The following is a 20,089-nucleotide window of genomic DNA, read 5'->3' on the forward strand; positions in this document are numbered from 1 at the left end:
CCGAACCGCCGGCCCACGCCGAGCGCGAACCGGCCGTGAGCCGGGGGTTCCGGGTCGCGGGCGCGGACGCCTAGGGCGAGTGCCGGGGACGATTATTCCCTGCCGACGCGCGATTCGGGTCGCGGCGTCGGCCGGGAACGATCAGCGGCGACCGCGAGCAGCGCGGCCAGCTGCGGGCCGATCACCGCCAGCGCCTCCGGCGCGGCCATCCGGGCGTGGGTGACCTCGACCGGCCGGTCGACGACCATGCCCCGCACGTACGGCCACCAGTCCGCCGCGGCGGCGCGCAACTCGTCGTTGGGGTCGGCGACGGCCGCGCTGAAGTACTGCACGGTGCCGCGGAAGACCCCGGGCCGGTGCTCGGCGATCAGCTCCGCGGAGCGGACCGCACTGCGATAGATCCGGCGCAGCCGCTGCGGGGTCACCGCGACGAGATCCGCCGGGATCATGGCGTGCAGTGTGGCCAACGCCTCGTCGTCGAGTTCGTAGACATCGTCACCCGCGGCGACCGCCGTGCCCAGACCGAGTTCGGCCAGGGCGCCACGCACCGCGGCGCGGAAGCCGACGACGTCCGGATTCGGATGGCTGTCCATCATGGCCAGCAGCTCCACCTCTTCGCCCGCGTCCTGCAACCGGGTGGCGATGGCATGGGCGAGCACACCGCCGAGCGACCAGCCGAGCAACCGGTACGGGCCCTGCGGTTGGACCGTCCTGATCTCGGACAGGTAGCGCTCGGCCAGCTCGTCCAGCGAACCGGGCAGCTCGCCGTCCTCCGACAGCGCGGGTGATTGCAGGCCGAGGATCGGCTGCTCGGCGGGCAGGAACTGGGCCAGCCCCGCGTACGACCAGGCCAAGCCGTACATCGGGTGGAGGCAGAACAGCGGGGCCGCCGAACCGCCCGCGCGGATCGGCAGCAGCACTTCCAGCGCCGCGGTGGCGTCGGCGTCGCCCGTGTCGATGCGAGCGGCCAGGCCCGCCACCGTGGCGTCGGTGAAGAACCACTGCACGCGCACCATCGCTCCGGTCGCGTCGCGCAGCCGCCCGACCACCTGCGCCGCGAGCAGCGAGTTGCCGCCGAGGGCGAAGAAGTCGTCGTCGAGTCCGACCCGGTCGGCGTCGAGCAGTTCGGCGAACACCGCGGCCACCGCCTGCTCGGTCGCCGTCTCCGGCGCACGGTAGCCGACCCCGCTGCCGAACTCCGGCGCCGGCAGCCCGCGGCGGTCGAGTTTCCCGTTCGGTGTCAACGGCAGCGCCTCCAGCACCACCACCGCGTCCGGCACCATGTAGCCGGTGAGGAACCCGGCGACCTCGGCCCGCACCGCCGCGGGGTCGATGGTCACGCCGGTGTCGGCGACCACGTAACCGATCAGGCGCTCCCCGGCGTGCTCGTCGGCACGTACCAGCACCACCGCCTGACCGACCCCCGGACACCGCAGCAGCGCCGCTTCGATCTCGCCGAGCTCGATCCGGAACCCCCGCAACTGCACCTGCTGATCACCACGCCCGGCGTACTCGAGCGCAGCGTCGTCCTCACCCGCGCGCCACCGGCCGATATCGCCACTGCGGTACATCCGCGACCCCGGCGCACCGAACGGGTTCGCCACGAAACGCGTCGCCGTCAACCCCGGACGGCCCAGATACCCGCGCGACAACTGCGCACCGACCACATGGATCTCACCCGCCACACCCACCGGCGCGGGATGCAGCCGCCGATCCAGCACGAACGCATCCAAACCCGGGATCGCCCGCCCGATCACACTGGCCGCGTCCTGCACATCACGCTCCCGCAACGGCAGGAACGACACATGCACCGTGGTCTCGGTGATGCCGTACATGTTCACCAACCGCGCCGAGGCGTCGTGGCGCTCATACCAGCGGCCCAGCTTACGCAGATCCAAAGCCTCACCACCGAACACCACATACCGCAACGCGAGCTCACCCGCACCGGCCACCCGATCGGCCTCCACCAGCTGATAGAACGCCGACGGAGTCTGATTCAGCACCGTGACCCGCTCCCGGACCAACAGCTCACGCAACTGCTCCGGCGAACGGGACGTCACATAGTCGACCACGACCACACTGCCACCGTGCGCCAGCGCGCACCACAACTCCCACACCGAGAAATCGAACGCGAACGAATGGAACAACGTCCACACATCGGTGTCATCGAACCCGAACAACGGCTGGGTGTTGGCGAACAACTCCACCACATTGCGGTGCGCCACCCCGACACCCTTGGGCACACCCGTGGAACCGGAGGTATAGATGACATACGCCAAATTGTCCGGACGCAACCGCGCCACCCGCTCCGCATCACCCACCGGCGTATCGGAATACGTTCCCGCCTCCGACAACAGCACCACCGGCAACTCACCAGCCGGCACCGCCTCACGCTGCTCCGCGGTGGTCAGCACACACACCGGCCCGGCGTCTTCGAGCATGAACTCCAACCGCTGCACCGGATACGTCGTGTCGATCGGCAGATACGCCGCACCCGCGACCAACACACCCAACAACGCGACCGGCAACTCCTCAGTCCGCGACACCGCCACAGCCACCAAAGACTCCGGACCCGCACCCTGGGCGATCAACGCCCGCGCCACCTGATTGGCGCGCCGCTGCAACTCACCGAACGTCAGCGACCGGTCACCGAAGCGGACCGCGACCGCCTCCGGACGCGACCACGCCTGCTCGGCGATCACATCCGGCAGCGTCGCACCGGGGACCCACGCCCCCCGCGCATTCCATGCGCTCAGGACCTGATCGCGTTCGCCGGGCGCGAGCACGTCGATGTCGCCGACCACGGCGGTGGCGTCGGCCGCGACCGCCGCGAGGACACGGCGGAACCGGCTCGCGAAGTTTCGCACGGTCGATTCGTCGAACAGGTCGGTCGCGTAGCCGACCACCACCGAAATACCCTGCGCACCTGGTTGTTCGGCCAGGGTGACCTGCAGGTCGAACTTGGCGGCCGACACCTGCGGATCGATGCCGGACACCGTGAGGCCGGGCAGGTCGAGCGTCGCGGGCGCGAGGTTCTGCAGCACCAGCATCACCTGGAACAGCGGATGCCGCGCCGCCGAGCGGACCGGATCGAGCAACTCGACCAGGCGCTCGAACGGCAGGTCGGCGTGGCCGAACGCGGCGACGTCGGTCCGGCGGACCTCCGCGAGCAGGGCCTCGAACGGCGTACCCGGCTCGACCTCGGTGCGCAGCACCAGGGTGTTGACGAACATGCCGATCAGGTCGTCGAGTTCCGCCTCGCCGCGCCCGGCCACCGGCGTGCCGATGGCGATGTCCGAGGTGCCCGACAGCCGGGCCAGCAGCACCGCGAGCGCGGCGTGCACCACCATGAACAGCGTCGAATTGTGCTGCTGGGCGAGGCGTTCGAGCTCCGCGTGCAGGTCGGCATCGATGTCGAAGGCGAAGGTCGCTCCCCGATAGGACGCCTGCGCGGGGCGAGGCCGGTCGGCCGGAAGCGGTAGTTCGTCCGGCAGACCGGCGAGCGTGCCGCGCCAGTACTCGGCCTGCTGCGCGATCAGGCTGTGCGGATCGGTCTCCGAACCGAGCACCTCGCGCTGCCAGAGGCTGTAGTCGGCGTATTGGACAGGCAGCGGGGCCATGGCCGGTGTCTCGCCTCTGCTGCGCGCCTCGTAGGCCAGGACCAGATCCCGGGTGAGCGGTCCGAGCGACCAGCCGTCGGAGCTGATGTGGTGCGCGACGAACGCGAGCACGTGCTCGGTGGGGTCGTCCGCGCTCGCGGGCGCGACCTCGAACAGTTCCACCCGGAACGGGACCTCGGTGGTGACCTCGAATCCGGCCGTGACGACCGCGGTCACCGCGGCGACCAGATCCGCCGCCTCGACGCGGGTGGGGATCAGGCTGATCGGCACTTCGTCCGCCGCGAGCACCTGCTGTATCGGGCCCTCGGGCGTCTGCGGGTAGATCGTACGCAGGATCTCGTGGCGGGCGATGAGGTCCGCGACCGCTTGCCGCAGCGCGGTGACGTCCAGCTCTCCGGTCAGGCGGATGGCGGCCGGGATGTTGTAGACCGACGACGCCGGGTCGAATTGGTTCAGGAACCACATGCGCTGCTGTGCCAGCGACAGCGGAATCCGCTCCGGACGCGGCCCCGCGACCAAAGCCTTGCGTCCGCCGCTGCCCGCGTGCTGCTCGACCTTCGCTGCCAAACCGGCGACAGTCGCCGCCTCGAAGATCGTGCGGACCGGGACGCGGGTGTCCAGCGCCGCGCCGATCCGTGCCGCGACCTGAGTCGCCAACAACGAGTTACCACCCAGGGCGAAGAAGTCGTCATCCGCGCCGACACGCTCGACACCGAGCACCTCGGCGAACACGGACGCCACGATCTCCTCGATCGGAGTCGACGGCGCACGGAACGCCTGAACCTCGAACTCCGGCTCCGGCAACGCCTTACGATCCAGCTTGCCGTTCACATTCAACGGCAAAGCATCCAACACCACCAACGCCGAGGGCACCATGTAGGACGGCAACCCGGCAGTGAGTTCGGACTTCACCCGCGCCACATCGACACCGGCATCAGCATCGCTCGCCACCAGATACGCCACCAGGCGGTCACCGGTCTTCGGATCCGACTTCGCGATCACCGCCGCCTGCGCGACCTCCGGCAGCGCGAGCAGCGCGGCTTCGATCTCACCCAGCTCGATACGGAAACCACGGATCTTCACCTGGAAATCCGTACGACCCCGATACTCGAGCTCACCACTGCCGTTCCAGGCGACCAAGTCACCCGTGCGATACATCCGAGCACCAGGCTGGAACGGATTCGCCACGAAACGATCCGCAGTCAGATCCGCACGACCGAAATACCCACGCGCCAACTGCGCACCAGCCAAATACAACTCACCGGACACACCCACCGGAACCGGACGCAACCGCGCATCCAACACAAACACCCGACTGTTCCACTCCGGCACACCGATCGGCACCGAAGCCCCATCCACAACAGTCACCCGGTGACTCGTGATCGACACCGCCGCCTCAGTCGGACCATACAAATTGAACAACTCGGTACGCGGATTCTCCCGCAAAAACCGCTGCGCCACCGAACCCGGCAACGCCTCACCGATCGCCAACACCCGCCACAGCGAATCCGGCATACCAGCCGTCAACAACGCATCCAGCATCGACGGCACGACGTGCAGTGTCGTGACCCATTCCTGTGCAATGAGCTCGTTCAGATACGCCGGGTCGCGGTGACCATCCGGTGAAGCGATCACCAAACGCCCGCCGCACACCGCCGCCGACCAGAACTCCCACACCGAGAGATCGAACGTCGCCGCCGTCTTCAACAGGATCGCATCCGCCGCGTCGAGACCGAACTCGACATTCTTCCACTGCAACTGATTCGCGATCGCACCATGCGGCACCGCCACACCCTTCGGGCGGCCCGTCGAACCGGACGTGAAGATCACATACGCGGTGTTCTCCGGACGCAACGGCGCGACACGATCGGCATCGGTGACCGGCTTGGCCTCCACACCCGACAGATCGAGCTCATCGATCCGCACCACCGGCGCGACATCGGTATCGAAATCAGCATCCGCATTCGACAGCACACACACCGGCGCCGCCGTCTCCAGGATGTAACTCGTGCGCTCGGCAGCCTGATCCGGATCCACCGGCACATACGCACCACCGGACTTCGCCACCGCATACATCGCCACGATCAAATCGACCGACCGGCGAAGCGCGAGCGCGACCCGCGACTCCGGACCCACACCCAACGAGATCAAATGCCGCGCAAGACGATTCACCCTGGCGTCGAGTTCGGCGTACGTCAGCTCGACCCGCTCGCCGCCGACCCCATCGGCGACGATCGCCGTGGAGCGCGGGTCCGCCGCGACACTGGTGTCGAGCAGCGAGACCAGTGTCGCGCTCGCGTCGACGCTCTGGTCGGTTGCGTTCCAGCGCGCCAGCACGTCGTGCCGTTCGGCATCGGCGAGCAGTTCGATATCGCCGACGGTGGCGTTCACATCGGCGACCACGGCTGCGAGGATGCGCGAGAATCGCGCCGCGAAGCTTTCTACGGTCGCGTGGTCGAACAGGTCGGTCGCATACGTGAAGAACCCACCGATACCGGCAGCCGCACCGGACTCCTCATACGCATCACCGACGATCAAGTGCAGATCGAACTGCGACACATCCAAATCGGCATCGACACCGGCCACCGTCAACCCGGGCAGCTCCAACGCGGTCCGCGCGATGTTCTGGAACGACAACCCGACCTGGAACAACGGATGGTGCGCCGTGGAACGCGGCGGATTCAGCACCTCCACCAACCGCTCGAACGGCACGTCCGCGTGCGCGAACGCCCGCAGATCGGATTCACGTTGCTTGCCCAAGAGGGCAGCGAACGACTCACCCGGCTCGAACCGCGTCCGGAAGACCACGGTGTTCACGAACATACCGATCAGGTCATCGAGCGCACGCTCACCACGACCCGCGATCGGTGTTCCGATCGCGATATCCGAACTGCCGGACAGCCGGGCCAGCAATACCGCGAACGCCGTATGCACCACCATGAACAACGTCGCGCCATGGGCACGCGCCAAGTCCACGAGTCCGGCGTGGGTCGCGGCATCGATCTCGATATCCACCCGTGCGCCGGCCATGGACGCCACCGCGGGTCGCGGCCGGTCCGTCGGCAACTCCAGTACGTCCGGGAGACCGGCCAGTTGCGCACGCCAGAATCCGATCTGCTGCGCGGCCACCGACTCCGGATCGGACTCCGCGCCCAGCACCGCACGCTGCCACAACGCGTAATCCGCGTACTGCACCCGCAAGGGCGACCACCCCGGTGCGTCACCCGAGGTGCGCGCCGCGTACGCGACCATCACGTCCCGCACCAGCGGACCCATCGACGACGCGTCCGCCGCGATGTGATGCACCACCACGGCGAGCACGAACGTATCCGGCGCTCCGTCGAGTTGGATGAGCGTCGCCCGCAGCGGCACCTCGGCCGTCACGTCGAAGGGAGTCGCGGCCAGGGTGTACACGGTGCTCGCCACATCGGTTTCGGCAAGCACTCGGGGAGTCAGGTCCAGGGCAACCCGCCCGGCGGGCAACACCACCTGTACCGGACCATCCGGAGTCTCCGGATACACGGTGCGCAGCACCTCATGGCGCGCGACCACGTCGTTCAGGGCCGCGCCCAGCGCAGCCACATCCAGCGCACCGGTCAGGCGCAGCGCGAACGGGAGGTTGTAGGCCGCCGAACCGATCTGTTCGCCGGCATCATCGGTCTGGTCGAAGCGGTTGAGGAACCACATCCGCCGCTGTGCCAACGACAACGGCAACCGCTCCGGACGGGCGATACTGCCCAGCTCGACACCACGCTCACCGTGCGTGCGGGACTCGAGCGCCGCCGCCAAAGCCGCGACCGTGGGCGCTTCGAACAGCGTCCGCACCGCCACCCGCGCGCCGACCGCGGCCCCCAGACGCGCCACCACCTGCGTGGCCACCAGGGAGTTACCGCCGAGCGCGAAGAAATCGTCATCCGCCCCGACCCGTCCCAAGCCGAGGACCTCACCGAATACGCCGGCCACGATCTCCTCGACCGCGGTGGCGGGCGCGCGGAAATGCTTGGTCTCGAAGGTCGGCTCCGGCAGCGCCTTGCGGTCCAGCTTGCCGCTGGAATTCAGCGGGAACTCCGCCAGCGCCACGATGGCGGCCGGAACCATATAGGTGGGCAGGGTTTCACCGATCGCGGACCGCAGGGCTTGCGCGTCGATCCGGTCTCCCGGAGCGGGGACGACATAGGCGACGAGCTGATCACCCAGCGACGACGGCGCGACCAGCGCGACCGCCTGGCTCACCGTGGGCTGCGCCAGCAGCGCCGCCTCGATCTCCCCCAGCTCGATTCGCTGACCACGGAACTTCACCTGGAAATCGGTCCGGCCGAGGTAATCGAGCACCGCGTCGTCGGCGTCGTTACGCCACACGACGAGGTCGCCGGTCCGGTACATCCGCTCGCCCGAGGCGAACGGGTTGGCCACGAACCGATCGGCGGTCAGATCGGGACGCCGCACATAACCGCGGGCCAGCTGGTCACCGGCGAGATACAGCTCGCCCGGCACACCGACGGGAACCGGCCGCAACCACGAATCCAGCACGTACACCTGAGTGTTCCACTGCGGCAAACCGATCGGGACGGAACGCTCGTCCGCCGCCGCGGGCCAGTAGGTCACCGAGACCGCCGCCTCGGTGGGCCCGTAGAGGTTGTGCACAGCGGCGTCGGACACCGCCTGCATCGCCGCCACGGTCTCCGGCGGCAGCGCCTCGCCGATCACGAAGACGTGCTTCAGGGTCGGGCAGCTTCCCGGCGCGGTGTGCGCGGCGAAGACCGTCAGCATGGACGGCACGAAGTCGGTCACCGTCACGCCTTGCGCGGCAATGGTTTCCGCGACATACGCGGGATCGCGATGGCCGTCCGGCGTGGCGACGACGAGTTTCGCCCCCGCGCGCAGCGGCATGAAGTAGCCCCACAGCGAGACGTCGAACGTCGTCGCGGTCTTCTGCAAGTACACGTCGTCCGGACCCAGCGGGTATTCCGCGAGCATCCAGGCGATCTGATTGTCGATGGCCGCATGCGAGACCGCGACGCCCTTCGGCCTGCCGGTCGATCCCGAGGTGAAGATCACGTACGCCGGGTGGTCCGGCAGCAGCGGGCGCGCCAACTCCTCCGCACGCACCGGGCTGTCGTCGAATCCGTCGAGATCCAGTGTGTCCACGGCGAGGGTCGGGACGTCACCGAAGAGAGCCGCCGCGTCCGCACCGGTGGTCACGACGCAGACGGGCTGGGCGGTGTCGAGAATGTGCGCGATGCGTTCAGCCGGATGATCCGGATCCAACGGCACATACGCCCCACCCGCCGCAACGATCGCATACATCCCCACCACGAGATCCAACGACCGACGAACCGCCAACCCCACCAACGACTCCGCACCCACACCCTGCGAAATCAACAACCGCGCCAACCGATTCACCCGCGCATCGAACTCCCGATACGTCAGCCCCACACCCTCGAACACCACGGCGACCTCGTCCGGGTGCGCCTCGACGGCACGGCGGTAACCGTCCAGCAGCAGCTGCGAGCGGACGGGGTAGCGGGTGTCGTTCCACTCGTGCAGGATGCGGTCCCGCTCGACCACGCTGAGCAGCTCGATATCACCCAGCGCGCGACCGGGATCGGCGGCGACCGCGCGCAGCAGCCGATTCAGGCGGCCCGCGAATTCGGCGACCGTCTGTTCGTCGAACAGATCGGCGGCATAGGTGAACATCGCCGCCAGGCCCGCGTCCGGACCTTCCTGCGGCGTGAGGGTCAGCTGCAGATCGAATTTCGCCACCGCGCCGTCGAATTCGACCGCGCCGACCGACAGACCGGGCAGCTCGAGCTGCGCCTGATCCATATTCTGGAAGAACAGCGCCACCTGGAACAGCGGATGATGCGCCTGCGACCGCACCGGGTCGAGCACCTCGACCAGCCGCTCGAACGGCAACTCGGCATGCGAGAAGGCCGCGAGGTCACGCTCCTTGGTCGCCGTCAGCAGTTCGGCGAACGACGCCGCCGGATCGACTTCGGTGCGCAACACCAGCGTGTTGACGAACATACCGACCAGATCATCGAGTTCCGCCTCGCCGCGACCGGCGACCGGCGTGCCGATGGTGATGTCGGAGGAACCCGACAGCCGGGCGAGCAGCGCCGCGAAGGCGGCATGCACCACCATGAACAGCGAAGCGCCACGCGCGTGTGCGAGGTAGTCGAGCCGGGCCCGGGTCGGCGCATCGACGGTGAAGGTGTATACCCCGCCGCGCCCGGAGGCCGACGCGGGCCGCGGCCGGTCCATCGGAAGGTCGAGCCGATCCGGAATGCCCGCGAGAGCGTCGCGCCAGAAGGCGATCTGCGTCGCGGCCACGGAGCGCGGGTCGTTCTCGTCGCCGAGCACGGCGCGCTGCCACAGTGTGTAGTCGGCGTACTGCACCGGTAGCGGAGCCCAGTCGGGGGCAGCGCCCGCGCTCCGCGCGACATAAGCGGTCATCAGGTCGCGCACCAGCGGCGCGATGGACGTGCCGTCGGCCGCGATGTGGTGCACCACGACAGCGAGCACGTAGTCCTCGGAGCCGACGCGTGCGAGCGAAAGCCGCAGCGGCACCTCGGCCGCCACGTCGAAACCGGCGACGGCGAAAGTGCGCAGCCAGTCCGGGAGCTCGTCGGCGGTAAGGCTGTGCGGCGTCAGGTCGGGGACGGCCTGCGCGGCGGGCACCACCACCTGATAACCCGTACCGTCCACCGCCGGATACACCGTCCGCAACGTCTCATGACGCTCGACCACATCAGCGACCGCCGCCCGCAACGCCGCCACATCCAACACACCCGACAACCGCACCGCGAACGGAATATTGTTCGCCGCAGAACCAGTATCGAACTGATTCAAAAACCACATCCGCTGCTGCGCCAACGACAACGGCACCCGCTCCGGGCGCTGCAGCGCTACCAACGCGGGACGCGCCGGGGCGCTGTCGAATTCGGTGAGCCGGGCCGCCAGCAGCGCGACCGTCGGCGCTTCGAACACCGTGCGCGCGGGCACCCGCGCGCCGATCGACGCCCCGAGCCGGGCGGCGACCTGCGTGGCGATCAGCGAATTGCCGCCGAGCTCGAAGAAGTCGTCGTCCGCGCCGATCTCGTCGCCCGCGCTGAGCAGGTCGCCGAAGACACCGGCGACCAACTGCTCGAGCGGGCCGGACGGGGCGCGGAACTCCTTGGTCTGCAACTGGGGGGCGGGCAGGGCACGACGATCCAGCTTGCCCACCGGCGTCAGCGGGATCTCCTCCAGCACGGTGAGCGAGGTCGGCACCATGTGCACCGGCAGACTGCGTTCGGCATGCCCGATCAGCTCATCGATGTCGATCGAGCGGCCACTGGCGGCGTGCACGTAGGAAGCGAGAATCGTCGCGCCGCTGTCCAACTGGTGTCCGACTGTGACCGCGAAGTCGACCGTCTCGTGCGCGGCCAGCACCGCGTCGATCTCACCCAGCTCGATCCGGAAACCCCGGATCTTCACCTGGAAATCGTTGCGGCCCAGGTACTCCAGCTCACCATTCGGCGTCCAGCGCACCAGGTCACCGGTGCGGTAGAGCCGAGAGTGGTTCGGGTCGAACGGGTTCGGCACGAAACGCACGGCCGTGAGGCCGGGGCGCAACTGGTAGCCGCGAGCCAGCTGCGGTCCGCCGATGTACAACTCGCCGACCACACCGATCGGCACCGGCACCAGGCGCTCGTCCAGCACGTACTCGGTGGTCGCCTGGATCGGCGCGCCGATGGTCACCAGCTCGCCGGGCACCAGCGGCGCGCTGATGTTCGTCATGATCGTGGTCTCGGTCGGCCCGTAGCCGTTGTAGAACTCCCGATCGCCGTCGGCGATCGGACGCACCCAGCGCCGCACCAGCTCCGGCGGGCATGCCTCGCCACCGGCCACCACCACCCGCAACTCGTCCAGACCCGCCGGGTCCACCGACGCGAGCGCGGCGGGGGTGATGAACGCGTGGGTCACGGCCTCCCGGCGCAACAGCGCCGCCAGCTCGTCACCGCCGTAGACCGTCGGCGCCACCACGACCATGGTGGCCGCGCCACCGAGCGCGAGCAGCAACTCCAGCACCGACGCGTCGAACGACGGCGACGCGAAATGCAACGTCCGCGACGCACTCGTCACCCGATACCGATCACGCTGCTCGGCACAGAAACCCGCCAACCCCGCCTGCGTGACGACCACACCCTTCGGCATGCCGGTCGAGCCCGAGGTATAGATGACGTAAGCGGGATGCTCCGCGCGCAGCTGCCGCAGCCGATCCGCATAGGTGACCGGTTCGGTCGGGTACTGCTCCAACTGCTGGGCGCAGGTGTCGGAATCGATGATCAGCCATTCGATCTCGCCGGGCAGGTCCGCCACCACGCGCGTGACGGCCAGGCCCAGCACGGCGCCCGAGTCCTTCACCATGTGCTCGACACGATCGGCCGGGTAGTTCGGATCCACCGGAACGAACCCCGCACCCGTCTTGGCCACCGCCCAGACCGCCACCACCGACTCGACCGACCGCGGAATACCCACCGCGACCAGATCCTCCGGACCCACACCACGATCGATCAGCAGACGTGCCAACCGGGTGGATGCGGCGTCGAGTTCCGCGTAGGTGAGGTGCCCGCTGGAGCTGACCGCGTCGGCGAAGACAACCGCGGTGCCGGTCGGATGGGCCTCGACCGCGGTTGCCATCAGCTGCGGGAGGGTGGTGACCCTGGGTCGCCGGGTACGTGTGGGCCGCACCCGCGCGGGCCGCGTCACGCGAGCCCCGTTTCGCGTTCCCTGGTCGCTTCGTGCTTCCTGGTCCCCCATCCAAGAGCCGGCAGACTATTCCCCGACAAGCGAAACATGAAAACTCTGCACATCCTGCCTGTTAGAACACGTCCATGACACATTTCCAGCGGACGCCCTGATACAGCAAACCAACCGGGTGTGTGCATGGTCACACACCCGGCGGCTTGCGTCCGACCGCGAATCGCCCTCACTCGGTGGCGAACAACTCGGTGAGTTCGACGATCGTAGCCACATTCGTCCAGGGTCCCGCGGGCACCGCGCCGACTCCATTGTCGAGCACCACCGCGTGCAAATCCTCCATCCCCGTCGGGTCGAGCGTGTCCAGCCCGATCCGATCCGTCACCAGATGGGTTACCCACTCGTCGGCGAGCGACTCGGTCAGCTCGCCGTCCGCGTCGACCAGCACCACCGACGCGCCCACCGATCCGGCGGCGACCACTTCGACCACAGCGGCCGGTGACTGCGGGCTGCCGTGCTGGAAGGTGCGCGACTCGAAGGTCAGCTGGGTGCGTGCGCGCAGCCGTCCGGCCGCCGTGGCCAGGTCGTCGTAACTGAACACCTGCGCGCCGACGAACGCCGGGTCGCTGCCGCGCAACGCACGGGTGCGGTGGGCGTAGGTGACCGGGCGCGGTGATTCGGCGGCGATCTCGGCTACCACAGTGGCGTCGTCGAGTGCCAGCCAGTCGACCGCGCCGATCGAGCGCGAATCACCGACCGTCACGCCGACCTTGATCTCCAGGTCGTCCGGCAGTGCCGCGTCGAGTGCGTCGACCGGCACCACCGCGGCGCCTGCTTTGAGGACGGCCCAGGTGGCGACGACGGCCTCGATCCCGCGGTCCAGCCGTACCGCCACGCCCGCGCCGGGTCCGCAGCCGCGCGCGATGAGCACCCGCGCCAACCGCGACGAGCGGGCATCGAGATCCTGGTAGGACAGCGCGTTTTCACCGAAGACCACGGCGGGTCCATCCGGATCGTCTTCGACCGCGGCCGCCAGCACCTGGGTCAGCGCCGTGCCCGCGGTCGCCGCGGGCGCTTCGACGCTCACCGGCTCGGACGCGGCCGCCATCCGCTCTCGCTCGGCTTGGTCGAGGATGTCGATGTCGCCGATGAGGGTGTGGGGGTTGGTGGCGATGGTGGTGAGGATTTGTTGGAGGCGGTGGCCGAGGGTGTGGATGGTGGGTTCGTCGAAGAGGTCGGTGGCGTAGGTGAGGATGGTGTCGAGTTCGCCGGGGGTGCCGTCGGGGTGGTGGTGGGGGTGGATGTTGACTTGGAGGTCGAATTTGGCGGCGACGGTTCCGGTGTCGAGGGTGGTGATGGTGAGGCCGGGCAGTTGCAGGGTGGGTTGTTCGTTGTTCTGGAAGGACAGTACGACCCCGAACAGGGGGTTGTGGGTGGTGGCGCGGGTGGGGGTGAGGACTTCCACGACGCGTTCGAAGGGGATGTCGGCGTTGGCGAAGGCGGCGAGGTCGGTTTCGCGGGCGCGGTCGACCAGGGCGGTGAACGGCAGTGCGGTTTCGACGTGGGTGCGCAGGGTGAGGGTGTTGACGAACATGCCGACCAGGTCGTCGAGGGCGCGTTCGCCGCGTCCGGCGATGGGGGTGCCGATCGCGATGTCGGTCTCGCCGGTCAGTCGTGCCAGGAGTGCTGCCAGGGCGGCGTGGACGACCATGAACAGGGTGCAGTTGTGTTCGCGGGCGAGGGTGTTGAGGGCGTGGTGGATGTCGGGGGAGACCGCGAAGCCGGTGTTGGCGCCGCGCATGCTGGCCACGGGGGGTCGGGGGCGGTCGAGGGGTAGTTCCAGTTCGCCGGACAGTCCGTGGAGTTGGTCGCGCCAGTAGGCGAGTTGGCGGGCGGCGACGGAGGTGGGGTCGTCGTCGGTGCCGATCACTCGGCGTTGCCAGATGGCGTAGTCGGCGTATTGCACTTCCAGGGGTGCCCAGCGGGGGGAGTTGCCGCCGATGCGGGCGAGGTAGGCGGTGACCAGGTCGCGGGCCAGGGGTGCCATGGAGGCGCCGTCGGCGGCGATGTGGTGGGCGACCACCGCGAGGAGGTGTTCTTCGGGGCTGGTTTCCAGCAGCAGCGCTCGCACCGGGACGTGTTCGGTGACGTCGAACCCGGTGGACATCAGGTCGGTGATCTGGGTGATCGGGTCGTCGGTGACGGTGACTTCCAGTCCGGCGGGCATGGCTTGGGCGACGGTGAGGATTTCTTGGAACGGTAGCCCGCCGGGTCCGCCGGCGGGGTAGCGGGTGCGTAGCGATTCGTGGCGTTCGAGGACGTCGGCCAGCGCGTAGCGCAGTGCGGAGACGTCCAGGGCGCCGCTCAACCGGATCGCCATGGGGATGTTGTAGGCGGGAGAGGTGGGGTCGAATTGGTTGAGCACCCACATGCGTTGCTGGGCCAGCGACAGCGGGATCGGTTCGGCGCGTTCGGCGCGTTCCAGCAGCGGGCGGCGGCCGCCGCCGGCGCCGGGTACCACGCGGGCGGCCAGCGCGGCCACGGTCGGGGCGGCGAACAATTCCCGCACGGCCAGATCCGCATCCAGGGCTTCGTTGATCCGCGCGACCACCCGGGTGGCCAGCAGCGAGTTCCCGCCCAACGCGAAGAAGTCGTCGTCGAGGCCGATGTCGGTGGCACCGAGCAGGCCGGCGAACACGTCGGCTACCGCCTGCTCCACCGGTGAACTCGGCGCCCGGAACGCGACCGCGGACACAAACTCCGGCGCCGGCAGCGCGCGGCGGTCGAGTTTCCCGTTCGGTGTCAACGGCAGCGCCTCCAGCACCACCACCGCGTCCGGCACCATGTAGCCGGTGAGGAATTCCGAGACCTGGGTGCGCAGCACCGACGCATCCACGCTCGCACCCGCATCCGCCACCACATACCCGATCAAACGGTCCCCGGCGTGCTCGTCGGCACGCACCAGCACCACCGCCTGACCGACCCCCGGACACCGCAGCAGCGCCGCTTCGATCTCGCCGAGCTCGATCCGGAACCCCCGCAACTGCACCTGCTGATCACCACGCCCGGCGTACTCGAGGGTGGCCTGACCGCCGAAACCGACCCACCGGCCGATATCGCCACTGCGGTACATCCGCGACCCCGGCGCACCGAACGGGTTCGCCACGAAACGCGTCGCCGTCAACCCCGGACGGCCCAGGTAGCCGCGGGAGAGCTGGGCGCCCGCGACATGAATCTCTCCGGCCACCCCGACCGGCGCCGGATGCAGCCGGTCGTCGAGCACGTAGGCGTCCAAGCCGGGCAGCGCGCGCCCGATCACGCTGGCCGGGTTGTCGGCCATCTGCTCGTCCAGCGACAGGAACGACACATGCACCGTGGTCTCGGTGATGCCGTACATGTTCACCAGCCACGGCGCGTCGACCGGGTGGCGCTCATACCAGCGCCGCAACTGGCGCAGATCCAGCGCCTCACCGCCGAACACGATGTAGCGCAGCGCGAACTTGCCCTCGTCATGGTGCGCCGCGCGGTCGGCCTCGGCGAGCTGGTAGAACGCCGAAGGGGTCTGATTCAGCACGGTGACCTGCTCGCGGATCAGCAGTTCACGGAACTGCTCCGGCGAGCGGGAAGTCAGGTAGTCGACCACGACCACGGTGCCGCCGTTGGCCAGCGCGCACCACAGTTCCCACACCGAGAAATCGAACGCGAAGGAATGGAACAACGTCCACACATCGGTGTCGTCGAACTCGAACAGCGACTGGGTGTTGGCGAACAACTCCACCACATTGCGGTGCGCGACACCGACGCCCTTGGGCACACCCGTGGAACCGGAGGTGTAGATGACATACGCCAGGTGGTCCGGACGCAGCGGCGTCAGGCGCTCGCGGTTGCGGACTCGTGCGTCGTCGTAGCCGGTGGTCTCCTCCAGCAGGAGCACCGGGATATTGCCCACGGGTAGCGACTCCCGCTCGGTGGCGGTGGTCAGGATGGCAACCGGGGCGGCGTCTTCGAGCATGAACTCCAGCCGCTGCACCGGATAAGTGGTGTCGATCGGCAGATACGCCGCACCCGCGGTCAACACACCCAACAGGGCGACGGGCAGTTCCTCGGTGCGCGGCACCGCCACGGCCACCAAGGATTCCGGACCCGCACCCTGGGCGATCAACGCCCGCGCCACCTGATTGGCGCGCCGATGCAACTCACCGAAGGTCAGGGTGGTATCGGCGTAGCGGATCGCTACCGCGTCCGGACGGGAACGAGCTTGTGCGGCGATGACCTCGACCAACGTCACCTCCGGCACGATCGCACCCGGGGTGGACCACTCGTGCAGCACCAGCTCCCGCTCACCCGCGGCCAGCACATCGATATCCCCGACCACCACCGACGCGTCCGCCGCGACCGCGGCCAGGATTCGGGTGAACCGATCCGCGAAATCCTGCATCGTCGCCGGATCGAACAAATCCGTCGCATAGGTGAACGCCGCCGAAAACCCCCGCGGCTGCCCCTGCCGATCGATGTCCTCGGCCACCGCCACCTGCAGGTCGAACTTCGCCAGCGGCACCGCCAGATCCACCGCCGACACCGACAGCCCCGGCAACTCCAATTCGGTACGCGCCAAGTTCTGGAAGGTCAACATCACTTGGAACAACGGATGCCGCGCCGGCGACCGCACCGGATCCAGCAACTCCACCAACCGCTCGAACGGCACATCGGCGTGCCCGAACGCCTCCACATCCACCGACCGCACCCGCCCCAGCAACCGGTCGAAGCCCACCCCAGGATCGATCTCGGTCCGCAACACCAGCGTGTTGACGAACATGCCGACCAGCTCATCGAGTTCTGCCTCACCCCGCCCGGCTACCGGCGTTCCCACCGCGATATCCCGGCTCCCGGACAACCGCGCCAGCAGCACCGCCAATGCCGCGTGCACCACCATGAACAACGTCGCATTGTGCGCGTGCGCTACCCGCACCAACCCCGCGTGCACCCGCGCATCGACCTCGAACGCCAACGTCGCACCCCGATGCGACGCCACCGCCGGACGCGCCCGATCCGCCGGCAACTCCAACTGCTCGGGAAGCCCGGCCAATCCGCTACGCCAGAACGCGATCTGCTGCGCGAGCACGGACTCCGGGTCGTCCTCGTCGCCCAGGATCTCCCGCTGCCACAGCGCGAAATCCGCGTACTGCACCTCCAACGGCGCCCACCCCGGGCCCGCACCACGGGTGCGCTGCACATACGCACTCATCAGATCCCGCGTCAACGGACCCATCGAAAAACCATCACCGGCGATGTGATGCACCACGCATACCAGCACATGCTCGACATCGCTCAACTCGATCAACCGCACCCGCACCGGGGGCGCCGCCGTCACATCGAAACCCTCCCCCACCGCCGCGGCCACCAACGCCGCCACCTCCGACTCACCCGCGCGGCGCACCATCACATCCGGCACCGCCCGCGCATCCCCCACCGGCAACACCACCTGATAACCCACACCGTCCACATCCGGATACACCGTGCGCAGCACCTCGTGCCGCTCGGCCAGATCCCGCACCGCCGCCCGCAACGCCGCCACATCCAACTGCCCCGACAACCGCACCGCGACCGGGATATTGTTCACCGCACTTGCGGGATCGAACCGGTTCAAAAACCACATCCGCTGCTGCGCATACGACAACGGCACCCGCTCCGGACGCGGCTGCGCCACCAACGCCCGGCCCGCCGCCGACCCCGCATGCTGCTCCACCCGAGCAGCCAGCGCCGCGACCGTGGTCGCCTCGAACAGCAACTGCACCGGCACCCGCACACCCAATGCCGCGCCGACCCGCGCCGCCGCCTGCGCCGCCAACAACGAATTCCCGCCGAGTTCGAAGAAATCGTCGTCCGCGCCCACGCGCCCGTCCTCCTCGGGCACCAGCAACCCCGCGAACACCTCCGCGACGATCTCCTCCACCGGCGTCGACGGCGCACGAAACGCCCGCGCGGCGAACACCGGCTCCGGCAACGCCGCACGATCCAGCTTGCCCACCGGCGTCAACGGAATCGACTCCAACGTCATGATCGACGCCGGGATCATGTACGCGGGCAACGATTCGCCGAGGTACTCGGCGAGCACGCCGGTGTCCACGTCGGCTCCCGGCCGCGGCAGCACGTAGGCCACCAGTGCGGTCGCACCCGACGGCAGCGTCTTGCCGAGGGTGGCCGCGAAGTCGATGTCCGGGTGGCTGGTGAGCGCGTTGTCGATCTCGCCCAGTTCGATGCGGAAACCGCGGATCTTCACCTGGAAGTCCGAGCGCCCCAGATATTCGATGACCCCGCCGTCCTGGCCTGCGGACTCGGTGCGGCGCACCAGGTCACCGGTGCGGTAGAGCCGCGCGCCCGGGTTGCCGGTGTCGGCGCCGAAGGGGCTGGCGACGAACCGCTCGGCGGTCAGGCCCGGCCGGTTCAGATAGCCCTGCGCCAGCGCGGGACCGGATAGATAGAGTTCGCCGACCACCCCGGCAGGCACCGGTCGCAGCCGCGAGTCCAGCACGAACGCGCCGACTCCCGGGATGGCCGTGCCGATCGTGATGGGCTCGTCCGGCGTCATCGGCGGCGTGCTCGTGGCGAGGATCGTCGCTTCGGTGGGCCCGTAGCCGTTGTAGAACTCGTGCTCGTCTGCCCAGCGGCCGAGGAGTTCCGGACCGAACTTGTCACCGGCCACCACGACGGCCTGCAAATCCTCCAGACCCGCCGGATCCACCGATTCCAGCGCGCCCGGCGTGATGAGCATGTGCGTGACGCGCTCGCGCCGCAGCAGATCCGCCAGCTCGAAACCGCCGAAGACGGTCGGCGGCGCGATCACCAGCGTCGCTCCGGAGGAGAAGGCCAGCAGCAGTTCGAGCACCGAGACATCGAAGTTCGGCGAGCAGACGTGCAGCACGCGCGACTCTTCGGTCACCCCGTAGTGCTCACGTTCCGCGGTCACCAGCCCGGCCAGGCCGCTGTGCGTGACGACGACGCCCTTGGGCTTGCCGGTCGAGCCGGAGGTGTAGATGACGTAGGCCGGGTGCCGCTCGTCCAACGGGCGGACCCGGTCGGTGTAGGAGATGGGATGCTCCGGGCGCGCGGCGATGCGCGCGGACTGCACCGGGTCGTCCAGCTCGATCCAATACACGCCGGTGCCGAGCACCGCGCGGTGCGCCGAGGTGGTCAGGCCGACCGTGGCGCCGGAGTCGGCGACGATGTGATTGATGCGGTCGGTGGGATAGGTCGGGTCCACCGGCACGTAGGCCGCGCCCGTCTTGGCGATGGCCCAGACCGCGAGCACCGACTCCACGCTGCGCGAGATTCCGATGGCTACCACGTCGCCGGGACCGACCCGGCGTTCGATCAGTTCCCTGGCCAGCCGGGAGGACGCCGCGTCCAGCTCGGCGTAGGTGAGCTCCCGGTCGTCCGCCGGATCTCCCGTCGGGTTGAACCGGATCGCGACCTCGGTGGCGGCGGACTCGACGGCGGCGGTGAGCAGCTGCGCGAAGAGCGGACTGCCCGACCTGCGGCGACGGCTACCGCGAGCGGAACGACGGGCGGTTTCCATTCGAGTGCATTCACCTCTCGCATCGAGCCAGGACCCGGGCCCTACCCTGCTCAGGGCTTGATATCCGGGGCCAGCGCGGACCGGGCAATCATATAAGGGACTGACCACTGAACCCGCGCGCTGTATTGGATTGCCGCGGCTGCCGCCA

General features: G+C 68.7%; 2 protein-coding genes. Both read right to left on the minus strand.

Going from position 1 to position 20,089, the window contains the following annotated elements:
- Nucleotides 1-92: 92 nt before the first annotated feature.
- Nucleotides 93-12,374, minus strand: coding sequence for an amino acid adenylation domain-containing protein (locus tag LTT66_RS08030; RefSeq protein WP_408638757.1), 12,282 nt, complete (start codon nucleotides 12,372-12,374; stop codon nucleotides 93-95).
- Nucleotides 12,375-12,594: 220 nt separating this feature from the next.
- Complete coding sequence (locus LTT66_RS08035; RefSeq protein ID WP_233065598.1) at nucleotides 12,595-19,941, minus strand: non-ribosomal peptide synthetase; 7,347 nt, start codon at nucleotides 19,939-19,941, stop codon at nucleotides 12,595-12,597.
- Between the last annotated feature and the right edge of the window lie 148 nt (nucleotides 19,942-20,089).

This window comes from Nocardia gipuzkoensis, assembly GCF_021183645.1.
GTDB lineage: Bacteria > Actinomycetota > Actinomycetes > Mycobacteriales > Mycobacteriaceae > Nocardia > Nocardia abscessus.